The organism is Pseudomonas sp. CFBP13528 (assembly GCF_005233615.1).
GTDB lineage: Bacteria > Pseudomonadota > Gammaproteobacteria > Pseudomonadales > Pseudomonadaceae > Aquipseudomonas > Aquipseudomonas fluorescens_AM.
Window position 1 is genome coordinate 1 of sequence record NZ_QGAJ01000008.1, and the last position, 14,334, is coordinate 14,334.

At 59.9% G+C, this 14,334-nt stretch carries 9 protein-coding genes; 5 read left to right on the top strand and 4 right to left on the bottom strand.

Features of this window, described 5'->3' with window-relative positions; genetic code table 11:
- Positions 1–349: 349 nt before the first annotated feature.
- The 3 genes from glgB to PspCFBP13528_RS16230 all read right to left on the bottom strand — a co-directional run bounded on the left by glgB (position 350) and on the right by PspCFBP13528_RS16230 (position 8,004).
- Entirely contained in the window at positions 350–2,587 is a 2,238-nt protein-coding gene (glgB, locus tag PspCFBP13528_RS16220) for a 1,4-alpha-glucan branching protein GlgB (RefSeq protein ID WP_137200681.1), read from the bottom strand.
- Positions 2,584–5,931 carry a maltose alpha-D-glucosyltransferase gene (gene treS, locus PspCFBP13528_RS16225; protein ID WP_137200683.1) on the bottom strand — a complete coding sequence of 1,116 codons (3,348 nt, stop codon included), beginning with the start codon at positions 5,929–5,931 and terminating at the stop codon, positions 2,584–2,586. The genes glgB and treS overlap by 4 nt, the downstream gene beginning before the upstream one ends.
- An 84-nt stretch (positions 5,932–6,015) precedes the next feature.
- Positions 6,016–8,004 carry an alpha-1,4-glucan--maltose-1-phosphate maltosyltransferase gene (locus PspCFBP13528_RS16230; protein ID WP_065950385.1) on the bottom strand — a complete coding sequence of 663 codons (1,989 nt, stop codon included), beginning with the start codon at positions 8,002–8,004 and terminating at the stop codon, positions 6,016–6,018.
- Between the two features lie 205 nt (positions 8,005–8,209).
- On the opposite strand from PspCFBP13528_RS16230, the gene PspCFBP13528_RS27605 reads away from it, so the two are divergent.
- The gene (locus PspCFBP13528_RS27605) at positions 8,210–8,386 is read left to right on the top strand and encodes a hypothetical protein (RefSeq protein ID WP_163001629.1); all 177 of its coding nucleotides are present in this window, start codon (positions 8,210–8,212) and stop codon (positions 8,384–8,386) included.
- On the opposite strand, the gene PspCFBP13528_RS16235 is transcribed toward PspCFBP13528_RS27605, so the two are convergent.
- The gene (locus tag PspCFBP13528_RS16235; protein WP_101221240.1) at positions 8,364–8,855 is read right to left on the bottom strand and encodes an MgtC/SapB family protein; all 492 of its coding nucleotides are present in this window, start codon (positions 8,853–8,855) and stop codon (positions 8,364–8,366) included. The genes PspCFBP13528_RS27605 and PspCFBP13528_RS16235 overlap by 23 nt on opposite strands.
- 121 nt (positions 8,856–8,976) lie before the next feature.
- On the opposite strand from PspCFBP13528_RS16235, the gene PspCFBP13528_RS16240 reads away from it, so the two are divergent.
- The 4 genes from PspCFBP13528_RS16240 (at position 8,977) to PspCFBP13528_RS16255 (ending at position 14,334) form a co-directional block, all read left to right on the top strand.
- A complete protein-coding gene (locus PspCFBP13528_RS16240) occupies positions 8,977–9,216 on the top strand; it encodes a DUF3203 family protein (protein WP_065950383.1) in 240 nt (79 codons plus the stop codon).
- A gap of 248 nt (positions 9,217–9,464) precedes the next feature.
- Entirely contained in the window at positions 9,465–10,874 is a 1,410-nt protein-coding gene (ccoG, locus tag PspCFBP13528_RS16245) for a cytochrome c oxidase accessory protein CcoG (RefSeq protein ID WP_137200685.1), read from the top strand.
- Positions 10,875–10,969: 95 nt separating this feature from the next.
- On the top strand, positions 10,970–12,379 hold the full coding sequence (gene mapR, locus PspCFBP13528_RS16250) for a GntR family transcriptional regulator MpaR (protein WP_065950381.1): 1,410 nt from the start codon (positions 10,970–10,972) through the stop codon (positions 12,377–12,379).
- A 113-nt stretch (positions 12,380–12,492) separates the two neighbouring features.
- Positions 12,493–14,334 carry an AAA family ATPase gene (locus PspCFBP13528_RS16255; RefSeq protein WP_161594765.1) on the top strand — a complete coding sequence of 614 codons (1,842 nt, stop codon included), beginning with the start codon at positions 12,493–12,495 and terminating at the stop codon, positions 14,332–14,334.

A 14,334-nucleotide genomic window follows, 5' to 3' on the forward strand; every position in this document is an offset into this window, starting at 1 on the left:
GAATGCGAGAGATGCAAAGAACGGTTATGTCTCAATCAAAGTGTCACCTATGTGAGTGCACTTTTTTGTAACCCATGTGGTTGACCCGTACATGGCCCCACCACTCGGCACCTCGCTCAGGCTCGGTGTGCCCGAACGCAGGCTTGAATCCGTGGGCCGCCGCAATGGGCCATCCCTGGCCCAGTGCGGCTAACCCGGCGTCCTGCCGGGTTACCCACGGATTCAAGCCTGCGTTCGGCCAGCGTGGTTTAACGGGGCGCCTAGGATCAAAAGCAGATCAAGATCAAGATCAAGAGCGGCTCGCTTCGCATCGTGGTTACGTTTTGGCGTTGCAGCGTTTTGTAGATACCTATGACTCTTGTGGTCGCAGAATCAGCACGCCCAAGGGAGGCAGGTTCAACGACAGCGACGCAGGTTGGCCGTGACGAGGTTCATCCACGGTCTGTACCGCACCGCCATTACCGTAGTTGGACCCGGCATACATGTCGGCATCACTGTTGATCACTTCGCTCCAGCGCCCGGCAAACGGTACGCCGACGGCGTAGGCCTCACGCGGCACCGGGGTGAAATTGGCGACCACCAGCACCGGCTTGCCGTCCTTGCTCCAGCGCAGCCAGGCGTAGACGCTGTTGATGGCGTCATCGCCAATCAGCCACTGAAAGCCCTGGGGCGCGTCGTCCTGCTCGTGCAGCGCCGGTTCCTCGCGGTACAAGCGGTTCAGGTCGCCCACCAGCTTTTGCACCCCACGGTGTTCCGGGTATTGCAGCAGGTACCAGTCCAGTTGCTGGTCGTGATTCCACTCGCGCCACTGGCCGAACTCGCAGCCCATGAACAGCAGTTTCTTGCCCGGATGCATCCACATGAAACTCAAGTAGGCGCGCAAGTTGGCGAATTTCTGCCAGCGGTCGCCAGGCATCTTGTCGATCAGCGAGTGCTTGCCGTGCACCACCTCATCATGGGAAATCGGCAGGATAAACCGCTCGGACCAGGCATACACCAGGCCAAAACTCAGTTCGTTGTGATGATGGGCACGGTAGACCGGGTCTTGCTGGATGTAATGCAGTGAGTCATGCATCCAGCCCATGTTCCATTTGTAGTTGAAGCCCAGGCCACCTTGCTGGGTGCTTTGACTCACGCCTGGCCACGCAGTGGATTCCTCGGCAATCACCAGCGCGCCCGGCGCTTCCAGCGCGACCACGTCGTTCAGATGGCGCAGGAAATCGATGGCTTCCAGGTTTTCCCGGCCGCCGTGGCGGTTGGGCACCCATTCACCGGCTTTGCGTGAATAGTCGCGATACAGCATCGAGGCCACCGCGTCCACGCGCAGGCCGTCGATATGGAAGTGCTTGAGCCAGTGCAGCGCCGACGCCAGCATGAAACCGTGCACTTCGGTGCGGCCCAGGTTGTAGATCAGCGTGTCCCAGTCCTGGTGAAATCCCTCCAGCGGGTTGGCGTATTCGTACAACGCAGTGCCGTCGAATTGCGCCAGGCCGTGGGTGTCGGTAGGAAAGTGCGCCGGCACCCAGTCGAGGATCACGCCGATATCCGCAAGGTGGCAGGCGTCGACGAAGTAGGCGAAATCTTCCGGCGAGCCAAAGCGTGCGCTCGGCGCGAACTGGGACAAGGCCTGATAGCCCCAGGAACCGCCGAAAGGATGCTCCATGATCGGCATCAGTTCGATGTGCGTGAAGCCCAGTTGCTGCACGTAGGGAATCAGCCGCTCGACCAGTTCGCGCCAGCCGTATTGGCGTGACACTTCGCCGGCCTCGTCCAGCTCGCACTGCCAGGACCCGACGTGCAACTCATAGATCGACAGCGGCGCGGTGGATTTCTGTTTGTCGCCACGCGCCTGCATCCACTCATGGTCCCGCCAGTCCACTTGCAACGGCGCGGCGACTTTCGAGGCAGTATCCGGCGGCAGTTGGGTGGCCAGGGCCATCGGGTCGGCCTTGAGCGGCAGGATGCCGTGAGCGCCAAGAATTTCATATTTGTAGGCCGCGCCCGGTTGCAGGCGCGGGATGAAGATTTCCCATACGCCTGAGGGATGGCGCAGGCGCATCGGGTGACGGCGACCGTCCCAGATGTTGAAGTCGCCGACCACCGAAACGCGTCGGGCGTTCGGCGCCCACACGGCAAACCGTACGCCCTGCACACCGTCCACCGTGGTGACCTGGGCGCCCAGGCAGTTGCCCAGGTCACGGTGGTTGCCTTCGGCAAACAGGTACAGGTCCATTTCACCCAGCAGCAATTGACTGAAGCTATACGGGTCTTCGGTGATTTGCTCGCCGCCGGCCCACTGGATTTTCAGCAGGTAATCCTGGCGCGTGCCGAAGTGCCCGACGAACAGGCCCGGCACCTGGGTCGCGTCAAGGCTGCCGATTGGCTCGCCACTGTCACGCGCCAGGACCTGGACACTCAGGGCTTCAGGCAGGAATGCGCGGATAAATTGCCCGCCCTGTTCATCATCGTGCGGCCCAAGGATCGAGAATGGATCGTGGTGCTCGGCACGCACCAGCGCTTCGACGTCCTTGGACGCCGGCATTGCAGTCAACTTGGGCTGCAGCGGTTCTCTATGCGTAAAACTCATGACGTCTCCCCACCGCGTGCAGTTGTCGATTCAGGTATAAGCCCGCTGAGCAAACCGTGCAACCCTTGCAAGGGCACCGGCAACCAGCTCGGGCGATTTTCCGCTTCGTAGGCCACTTCATACGCGGCCTTCTCCAGGCTGAACAAGGTCAGCGCGGCGTCCTGGCCGTTGGCATCCTGCCAGTCATGCGCCAGTGTAGCCGTCGCGGCCTGATAAGCCTGGGTAAATGCCTGGCGCGCTTCACTCAGGTAGCGCTCGGTCACGCGTCGCCGCGAGGCCTGCGCTTGCGGCGAATGATCAACCCCCTGCACATTCAGGGCCATGGCCGCCGCGTAATCGAAGGAGCGCAACACCCCGCTGACATCCTTGTACGGGCTGTGCTTGCCACGCCGTTCATGCAGCGGTCGCGCCGGCTCGCCTTCAAAGTCGATCAGATAAGCGTCGCCCTTGACGACCAATACCTGGCCCAGGTGCAAGTCACCGTGGACGCGAATCCGTAATCCGCCCAGCGTGGCTTTCGCCAATGCCTGGACGTGGCTGCCGATGGCTTTTTTCTGCGCCAGTAATTCACTGACCAGTGCCTGATCGGCGGGGTTCAACTGGCTTTGATTTAGTTTGAGCAGGTGCAAGGCACGCTCGATCTGCGCGCCCACGTCCTTGGCCCAGGCCTGGGTGTCCCTGGCCGAGGTGACTTCGGGCTTGAAGTCCTTGTTCTGGGTGGGGGCGCCCAGCACCACGTGCATCTCACCCAGTCGCTGCCCCAACAGGCCGGCGAAATCCGCCAGCTCGCCGAGGGCGTTGTAGTGCTGCTCCTGTTCGGAAATCGCTTCGGCCAACTCGTCGCGAATGGCCCGCTCGAGGTTGTTCTGGGTCCAGCTCCAGGCATCGCCCTGGTTGCTCAGATAGCCCTGGGCAATCATCAGCAGGCTGTCCTGGCCCTGTGCGTCGCGCCGGCTCATCGAGCCCATCAGCGGCGAAATGTTCGGGTAGGCGGCTTCGGTCAGGTAGGCGCTCATTTCCAGTTCCGGGTGGACCCCGGCGCTGACTTTGCGGATCAGCTTGAGCACCAGGCTCTCGCCGACCACCACCGAACTGTTGGACTGCTCGGCAGACAGGTAGCGCACCGCTGATTCATCGGTCAGTTGCAAGGCGGCCAGGTGCGGGGTCGCTTCGAAGCGCAGGTCACCCTCGCTGCAATTGAGCACGGTAGCGGCCTGCATGCCTTGAATCACACTGCGGACAAAATGCTCGAGGCTGAACGCGTCGGTAACCAGCCCCACCTGGCGGCTACGCCTTACCCGCGCCAATGCCAGTTGCTGCGGCAAGGCGCTGGTGAGCTGGTCTTCGCCGAGGAAACCGAACGGCAACTGATAGCGGCTGGTCTGCCCCGCGCTGGTGACGTCGATCTCGCTGAGCAGCACCGGGTGCTGCGCATCGCCGAAGCGCACGCCGTAGGCAATGTGCACGCTGTCGATGGTGGCGTCCTTGCCGGCGAACCAGCGGCGCTTGGGCAGCCAGGCCGGCAACGAAGTGTGTTCCAGGGTGGTGCGACAGGGTTCTTCGAGCAACTCTTCCATACGTTTTTTCAACACCAATGTCGTGAAGTCGGGAATGCTCTGGGCCGGTTCCACATGCCAACTGGGCATCTGGTTTTCCGCCGCCAGCACGAACCAATAAAAGCCATAGGGCGCCAGGGTCAGCAGGAAATTCAATTGGCCGATGGGCGGGAATGCGTTACCGCCCAGCATCTCCACCGGCACCATCCCGGCGAATGCCGACAGGTCCAGTTCCGCTGCCTGGGCGCTGCGCGAGACGTTGGCCACGCACAGGATGATTTCGCTGCGACCGTCCTCCCCGGTGTACTCACGGGTATACGCCAGGATGCGGCGATTGCTCGGCGACAGCATTTTCAGGCTGCCGCGACCAAACGCCTTGGACTGCTTGCGCACAGCCAGCATGCGCCGCGTCCAGTTCAGCAATGAATGCGGGTCCTGGGCCTGGGTTTCGACGTTGACCGACTGGTAGCCGTACTGCGCGTCCATGATCGGCGGCAATACCAGGCTGGCCGGGTCGGCGCGGGAGAAGCCGCCATTGCGGTCGATGGACCATTGCATCGGCGTACGCACGCCATCGCGGTCGCCCAGATAAATGTTGTCGCCCATGCCGATTTCGTCGCCGTAATAGAGGGTCGGCGTGCCAGGCATCGACAGCAACAGGCTGTTGAGCAGTTCCACGCGGCGCCGGTCACGCTCCACCAACGGCGCGAGGCGCCGGCGGATGCCGAGGTTGATGCGCGCACGGCGATCTGCGGCGTAGTAGTTCCACAGGTAGTCGCGCTCTTTGTCGGTGACCATTTCCAGGGTCAGTTCATCGTGGTTGCGCAGGAAGATTGCCCACTGGCAATTGGCCGGAATTTCCGGGGTCTGGCGCAGGATGTCGGTGATGGGAAAGCGATCTTCCTGGGCCAGGGCCATGTACATGCGCGGCATCAACGGGAAGTGGAAGGCCATGTGGCATTCATCGCCGTCGTCGCCTTTGCGGTCACCGAAGTAGAGTTGCGTGTCTTCCGGCCACTGGTTGGCTTCGGCCAGCAGCATGCGATCAGGATAATTCGCGTCGATTTCAGCGCGGATCTGCTTGAGCACCCCGTGGGTCTCGGGCAGGTTCTCATTGTTGGTGCCGTCACGCTCGATCAGGTACGGAATCGCGTCGAGGCGCAGGCCGTCGATGCCCAGGTCGAGCCAATAGCGCATCACCGACAGCACGGCCTTCATGACCTGCGGGTTGTCGAAGTTCAGGTCCGGCTGATGCGAATAGAAACGGTGCCAGAAGTACTGGCCGGCCACCGGGTCCCAGGTCCAGTTGGACTTCTCGGTGTCGAGGAAAATGATCCGCGTACCGTCGTATTTCTGGTCGTCATCGGACCAGACGTAGAAGTCCCGCGCCGCCGAGCCCGGTTTGGCCTTGCGGGCGCGCTGGAACCACGGGTGCTGGTCGGAGGTGTGGTTGATCACCAGTTCGGTAATCACGCGCAGTCCGCGTTTGTGGGCCTCGGCGATGAAGCGCCTGGCATCGGCCATGGTCCCGTAGTCGCTGTGGACGCCACGGTATTCGGCGATGTCGTAGCCGTCATCGCGACGTGGCGAGGGGTAGAACGGCAACAGCCAGATGGTGTTGACGCCCAGGTCGGCAATGTAGTCGAGCTTGGCGATCAGCCCGGGAAAGTCACCAATGCCATCATTGTTGGAGTCAAAATAGGATTTGACGTGCACCTGATAGATCACCGCGTCCTTGTACCAGAGCGGGTCTTGGATAAAGGTGGCTGCCTTGGGTTTCTTCGCCATTGGAAACTCCTGAAATGCTGCAGACGCAAATGCGATCAATGCGGGAGGGGGCTTGTCCCCTCCCACACTCTGTTCTCCAGTCGTTTAGGAAGCAGTGATGCGCCAGATCCCGAACGGCATCTGCGGCTCCAGCCGGGTCCACTGGTCCTTGCCGTACCAGGTCCAGCGATGGCCGTTCATCAAGTCTTCACCCTGGGTCTGGGCATCGTCCGGCAAGCCCATCTCCCACAGCGGCAACTCGAAGTGCGCCTCCTGGGCGTTATGCGGGTCGAGGTTGACGGCCACCAGCACGAAATTGCTGCCGTCCTCGCTGCGCTTGCCGAAGTACAGGATGTTGTCGTTCCAGGCGTTGTAGAGCTTGAGCCCCAGGTGCGTCTGCAACGCCGGGTTCTGACGACGGATACGGTTGAGCTGGGCGATCTCGGCAATGATGTTGCCGGGCGCGGTGAAGTCGCGAGGGCGGATCTCGTATTTCTCCGAATCCAGGTACTCCTCCTTGCCCGGCACCGGTGCGGACTCGCACAGTTCGAACCCGGAGTACATGCCCCACAGGCCCGAGCCCATGGTGGCCAGCGCGGCGCGGATCAAGAAGCCCGCCCGGCCACACTCATGCAGGAAGCCCGGGTTGATGTCCGGCGTATTGACGAAGAAATTGGGGCGGTAGCACTCGCGCCACGGCGACTGGTTCAACTGGGTGAAATACTCACTCAGTTCGGCCTTGGTATTGCGCCAGGTGAAATAGGTGTAGCTCTGGGAATAACCGACCTTGCCCAGGCGCGCCATCATGGCCGGGGTGGTAAAGGCTTCGGCCAGGAAGATAACCTCCGGGTATTGGCGACGCACATCGCTGATCAGCCACTGCCAGAACGGCAGCGGCTTGGTGTGCGGGTTGTCCACGCGAAAGGTCTTCACGCCCTCTTCCACCCAGCCCACCACGATGTCGCGCAGTTCGGTCCACAAGCCGGGAATCGCATCCGCCGCATAGAAGTCGACGTTGACGATGTCCTGGTACTTCTTCGGTGGGTTTTCCGCGTATTTGATCGTGCCGTCCGGGCGCCAGTTGAACCAACCCGGATGCTGTTTGAGCCACGGATGGTCCTGGGAGCACTGGATGGCGAAATCCAGGGCGATTTCCAGGCCGTGGTCGGCGGCGGCCTTGACCAGGCGGCGGAAATCCTCGCGGCTGCCCAACTGCGGGTGAATCGCCTCGTGCCCGCCCTCCTCGCTGCCGATTGCATAAGGGCTGCCAGGATCATCGGGACCGGCGGTGAGGGAGTTGTTCTTGCCCTTGCGATGACTGCGGCCGATGGGGTGGATCGGCGGGAAATACAACACGTCAAACCCCATGTCGTGGATCATCGACAGGCGTGAATGCACATCGTTGAACGTGCCATGACGGGCCGGATCATCGGTGATCGAGCGGGGAAACAGCTCGTACCAGCTGGCGAACTGGGCACGCTCGCGCTCCACGTCGATCGGGTAGACCGTGCTGATGCTCAAATAGGCGCGGTGGTCGGCCTGGGTCATCAGGTGTGCACTGTCTTCGTGCAGGAACTGCGCAACCTGCTCGGTTTCCAGCAGGCCGGAGAGTTCGTGGTGCAGCAGCATCAAGCGGTCGCGCAACTCGTTGTCACTGCGCTCGGCGGCCTGCAACACCAGGCTGCGGCCTTCCTGCAGCTCCAGGCTGACCGGCACCCCGGCTTCATGCTTTTTACGCAGCTCATAGCAGAAGCTGGCGAAGGTATCGATCCAGGCCTCAATGCAAAACTCGTGGGGCCCTTGGGTGGTGACGGTAAATGCACCTTCCCAGCCGTTGTTGCCCACATCATTCATGACCACGCTGTGCCAGTTTTCCTGCCCGAGCGGGCGCCAGCGCACCAACACCGCCAGCTTGTCATGACCGTCGGCGAATACTTTACTGGTGACATTGACCTGCTGGCCCACCACCGCCTTGACGGCAAATTCACCACCGTCGATCACCGGCATGGTGCTTTCAATGGCGATTCTGGGTAACAGCAGTGCCTGGGACAACGGCAACAAAGAATGTTCTGGAACCAGTGTTTCAGCAGTCATCGAGCATATTCCCCTTACGCCCAGTGGACGCTCTGTGCTTGATCCGAATTCGTAAGATGGCGGCGCACTCCCTGAGCAGGCCCGTATTAGGTCCGAGCCTGGGCTGCGGGCAAAAGTTCAGGCGGATATGTCGCCACCGGGCGGGGAATCAATTCCCTCCCGGGGCTGTCCACCGATAGAGCAAAGCACAAAGGAGGCCACACCCATGACTATCCCGATCCCGGCAGAGACGCCCGATCCGAATATCGACAACCCGACCCTGCCACCCACCGAGCCTGCGCCGATTCCGGAACAGGAGCCGCCGGAGAACGAGCCGCCACCGGTGCAGGAACCACCCACCACCATGCCGCCTGTCATCGTCAGTCCTTCTCGAAACGCCTGACGATCTTCGGCATCACACTGAACACCACCAAGGCCAGCAACGTACTCAGGACCGCTGTCGATTCCCGACCCAAACCGGCCGAGACCCCAATCGCAGCGGTCATCCACAGTCCGGCGGCGGTGGTCAGGCCTTTGACGTGGCCGGCGTCCTCATCCTTGCCCTTGATAATGGTGCCGGCCCCCAGGAAGCCGATCCCGGCAATCACGCCTTGCACCACCCGGCTCATCGCATCAGCCTGATTGCCGGACATCTGCGGCACCATCACGAACAGTGCGGCGCCCAGCGCCACCAGCATATGGGTGCGCACGCCAGCGGCTTTGCCCTTGCTCTCGCGTTCAAACCCCAGGATGCCCCCGAGGATCGCGGCCATCAGCAGGCGCACCGTAATCTGAGTGAGCTGCCTGGCGTCGCCGATATCGGCAAACTCAGCCTGCAGGGTTTGCCACGCTTCCTCTAGCCAAGCGTCCATGGATGCTGCCCTTTTGTGATTATTGATAAAGGATGGACAGCGGCGACCGTCAGTCAGTTGCGTGGAACCCTCACGCCTGGTGGGCTCCTAAATGATCAGAGCCCATGAAAAGGAGACCGGTATGCCTATCCGTATCGACAACCAACTGTGCTATTTCACGCTTAATGACAATGGCCAGGAACAGAGTGTGCCCGCGACCCGCGTCACTGTCGTGACCGATACCGAGAAGTCCATGTCGTACGTGGAACTGGCGGCTGAACGGATCTACATCACCGAGGCCGAGGCCGATGCACTGACCGTCGCGGGCGCCCATGACGGGCGTCAGCATGTGAAGGCCGACGAACCGGGTTCGGTCATTTAATTGATCTGTATGCCCTGATGCCTCTGTAGGAGCGAGCTTGCTCGCGAAAACGTCAACGATAACGCGTGCTTTGTGAATGAACGCGGTGCCTGTGAGTTTTTCGCGAGCAAGTTCGCGCCTGCAAGGTCTCGCATCAAGGCTCGGATTGCCCATCTGATCCGCTTTTTAACCGCCAACCTGAGTCTGTTACGCAAACAGCACGCCGCGCATAGTTCATCCGCCTGATGGAGGCTGATGAGCGAATGACCATGAGCGAACGAATCCCCACCGTGGAAACTTTTGAGCCCATTCATCCGAAGAAGGTGAAGGCCGCATCCCGCGACAACCTGATCCATACCCGCAGCTTCACCGGCCTTTACCGCACCTTGCGCATGAGCGGTGGCGCTTTGCTGTTCCTCGCTTTTTTCGGCACCGTGTGGCTGAACTGGGGCGGGCGCCAGGCAGTACTGTGGGATCTGGCCGAGAGCAAATTCCATATTTTCGGCGCAACGTTCTGGCCCCAGGACTTCATCCTGTTGTCGGCACTGCTGATCATCTGCGCCTTTGGCCTGTTTGCGGTCACGGTGTTCGCCGGCCGTGTGTGGTGTGGTTACACCTGCCCGCAAAGCGTGTTCACCTGGCTGTTCATGTGGTGCGAAAAAATCAGCGAAGGCGAGCGTAACCAACGCATCAAATTGCACGCCGCGCCGTGGGGCCTGAACAAGCTGGCACGGCGTTCGGCCAAACACACACTGTGGCTGGGCATCAGCGTGCTGACCGGGCTGACCTTTGTCGGCTATTTCACGCCCATCCGCCCGTTGGCCGCTGAACTGCTGACCTGGCAACTGGGCGGCGTCAGTCTGTTCTGGGTGCTGTTCTTTACCGCCGCCACCTACCTCAACGCCGGCTGGCTGCGCGAAGCGGTGTGCATGCACATGTGCCCGTACGCGCGCTTCCAAAGCGTGATGTTCGATAAGGATACCCTGGCCGTTGCCTATGACGCCGCCCGTGGCGAGCGCCGTGGCCCGCGTAGACGCGAGGTCAAATCGGCGGATGTCGGCCTCGGCGATTGCATCGACTGCCAGCTGTGCGTGCAAGTGTGCCCCACCGGCATCGATATCCGCGACGGCCTGCAAATGGCATGCATCGGTTGCGCGGCGTGCATCGACGCGTGCGATTCGATCATGGACAAAATGGGTTATGCCCGTGGCCTGGTGAGCTATACCAGCGAACATCAACTGCAAGGTGGCAAGACCCGGCTGCTACGGCCGCGCCTGATCGGCTACAGTGCCGTGCTGCTGGTCATGATCGCCGCGTTGATGCTGGCCCTGGTCGAACGGCCGATGGTGTCGCTGGACGTGACCAAGGACCGGGGCCTGTTCCGCGAGAACAGCGAGGGCTTGATCGAAAACATCTACAGCCTCAAGGTCATCAACAAGACTCAGCAGCACCAGGATTATCGCCTGGCGCTGGTGGACGCCGAAGGTTTCCGGTTGCAGGGCGAAACCCGAATCAGCCTGGCGCCGGGGGAAATCGTGAATGTGCCGGTCTCGGTAGCCCTGCTGGCGGACACACCGGCGAGCAGCTCACAGACCTTGCGCTTCAAGGTGATGGATGTGGATGAGCCGTGGATTTACAGCGTTGCCGACAGCCGTTTCGTCGCACCACTGAACCGCTGATAATCCCCTGAATGTATAGAGTGCCAATGTGGGAGGGGGCAAGCCCCCTCCCACATTGGCCCGGCGCATACACTGAAAACTGTTCAAGGCTCCCCATGAAACGCTACGAAAAATTCGCCGATGACATCGCAGAACTGATCCGCTCGGGCGTGCTTGGCCCCGGCCAGCGCGTGCCCTCGGTGCGCTACGCCAGCCAGACTTACGGCGTCAGCCCGTCCACGGTATTCCAGGCCTACTACCTGCTGGAGCGACGCGGCCTGATCCGCGCGCGGCCGCGCTCCGGCTACTTCGTCAATGCCCACGCGCCCAGCCCGTTTTCCGAGCCGGTGGTGAGCGAGCAGGTGCACGAGTCCACCGAAGTCGATGTGAGTGAGCTGGTGTTCTCAGTGCTGGATTCGATCAAGGACCCGAACACCGTGCCCTTCGGTTCGGCCTTCCCCAGCCCGATGCTGTTCCCGCTGCCGCGCCTGGCCCGCTCCCTGGCCAGTGCCAGCCGCGAGATGGACCCGCGCCTGGTGGTCACCGACATGTCTCCCGGCAACCCGCAACTGCGCCGCCAGATTGCGCTGCGCTACATGGTCGGCGGCCTGATGCTGCCCATGGAAGAACTGCTGATCACCAATGGCGCCCTCGAAGCGCTGAACCTGTGCCTGCAAGCCGTGACCGAGCCCGGCGACCTGGTGGCGATCGAGGCCCCGGCGTTTTATGCCTGCCTGCAAGTGCTCGAGCGCTTGAAACTCAAGGCTGTGGAAATCCCCGTGCATCCGCGCGATGGCATCGACCTCAACGCCCTGGCGCAAAGCCTATCGCGTTACCCGATCAAAGCCTGCTGGACCATGACCAGCTTCCAGAACCCGATGGGCGCGACGGTACCGGAAGAAAAAAAACAGGCACTGGTGGAACTGCTGCGCGGCCACCAGGTACCGCTGATCGAAGACGATGTGTATGCCGAGCTGTACTACGGGCAACACGCGCCGAAACCAGCCAAGGCCTTCGACACCGAGGGGCTGGTGATGCACTGCGGCTCCTTTGCCAAGAGCCTGGCGCCAGGTTACCGCGTTGGCTGGGTGGCGGCCGGTCGCTTCGCGCAGAAGGTCGAGCGCCTGAAACTGATGACATCGCTGTGCCCGTCGATGCCGGCCCAGGCCGCGATTGCCGACTACCTGCAACACGGCGGCTACGATCGGCACCTGCGCAAACTGCGCTACGCCCTGGAAGAACAGCAAAGCGCGATGCTCGCCGCCATCGCCCGTTACTTCCCGGCGCAGACCCGCGTCAGCCAGCCGGCCGGCGGGTATTTCCTGTGGCTGGAACTGCCGGAGCAAACCGATTCATTGAAGCTGTTCCAGATGGCCCTGGCGCAAGGCATCAGCATCGCACCGGGGCCGATCTTTTCGGCGACCCGACGCTTTCGCAACTGCATCCGCTTGAACTACGGTAGCCCGTGGACCGAAGCATCGGAGAAGGCGATGGAGACGCTGGGGCGGATTGTGCGCTCGTTTTGATAACGAATAGTGGCTTTTCGCCCTTACCCCTAATAAAGTCGAAACCCTGGCTTCTTCTACTGCCCGCGTGCCCGCGCGGCATGCCAGCTATCGTCGCTAACATGGAGGTAAGGATGAACGACCCGATTATTCTAAAAGGATTGGCACTGTCTAACTACAGAGGCGTGGGCAACACCCTGCAAAAGATGGCACCCTTTGGCAGATTCAATTTCTTTGTGGGTGAGAACAACTCAGGCAAATCTATAATTCTCAACTTCATATCGGAACATGGCAGGCACCTTGACCCGCCCTCGAGACATAGCGACAAAGATCCCTTCCTGAAGTTGTCGGGTCTGGACATTAATATCAACACCAACCACGCGCACCCTTCACTGGGTGTCGGCTGTTCCGTGCGTGAACTCCTGGAGTTTACATCAACCTCCAGTTCCAGCCTTTCAGAACACTCCAGCCACCCAGACTTTATCGCCACCTGCAAGCAGCTCCTCGCGCCCTTGAGTGACAACGAATGGGTGTGGGTCAGTCCCTATAAAACTGACAACAACACACGACGGCCCTTGCAAACCAATATCAATACCGCGGCCGCCAGCATTCCAGTAACTGTCGCGCAGCGCATCCATGACATCGTGAAGGCACCTTACGGGAAAGACTACACTCCCGGCCCGTACAATACGGTTGAGCGTTGGATGGAACGTCTGCTTGAAGGCGTCAATGTAAAAATAAAAAAACAACCCATACTTATTCCCGCGCTGCGAAAGATAACCAAAGACGAAAGCGTCACCGACCAACACTCCGGCGCAGGCCTTATAAATAAAATATTTGAGCTTCAGCTTCCCGACACGCATGGACTGGAAACCCACGCCGACTTCAACAAACTAAACAAGCTTTTAAAATCTGTGCTTCGCAACGACTCGGCGCAGATCCATATCTCACACAAGCTGAATATATCGGTGAAAATCGATGGCAAAATGCTTCCCTTGCATCTGCTAGGGACGGGCTTGCACGAGATTATCATCATCGCCGCCTCCTGCACTTTAATGGAGCATCAAATCATCTGTATTGAAGAGCCCGAGCTTCATTTGCACCCCACATTGCAGCGCAGGCTAATGCAATACCTCCTCGACGAAACGACAAATCAATACTTTATCGCGACTCACTCCGCCTCGATTATGGACATGAGTAACGCCTCGGTCTTTCATGTCAGGACACAGAAGACAATGCATCAAGACGGCTCGTACTCCGCGACTGACGAGACCTCTATTTCCCATGCGTTCTGCGCCTCATCAAAATTCAGCGCCATTCAGAACCTCGGCTATAAAGCATCTGACATACTTCAGTCAAATTTTGTGATATGGGTAGAAGGCCCGTCGGACCGAATCTACTTGAAACACTGGATAAAACACTACACCGCCGAACACAACATCGAGATCAAGGAAGGCATTGACTACTCCATCATGTTTTATGGCGGAAGACTTTTAAGCCACCTCAGCGCAGATGAAGCAGAGGACGCAAGCGAAGATATCAAAGCCCTGATCGATGTTAAAAAACTCAATCGCCACTTGGCCTTTGTTATCGACAGCGACAAAAAAACGGCAGACGACCCCATCAACCTCACCAAAACCAGGATTCAACAGACGCTCGAGAATAATCAGTACGAAACCCATAGCGACTTATGCTGGATCACCGCCGGTAGAGAAATTGAAAACTACTTGGACCCGGAGAGCGTACTGGATGCCTTGAAGAGCACCTACGCCTCAACATTCAAAGACCGGCCAGCGTCCAACGCTTTTGTCCATCCGCTGTATTTCACGCGAACAGATGACGTCTTATTCAAAAAAGCCGACAAAGTTAAAATTGCCAACTATATATGCGCCAAGGATGCCAACCTCGACATCCTTGATTTGCGAGAAAGAATAACTGAGCTGGTGGACAGAATCACGCTAACCAAGCATCACTAG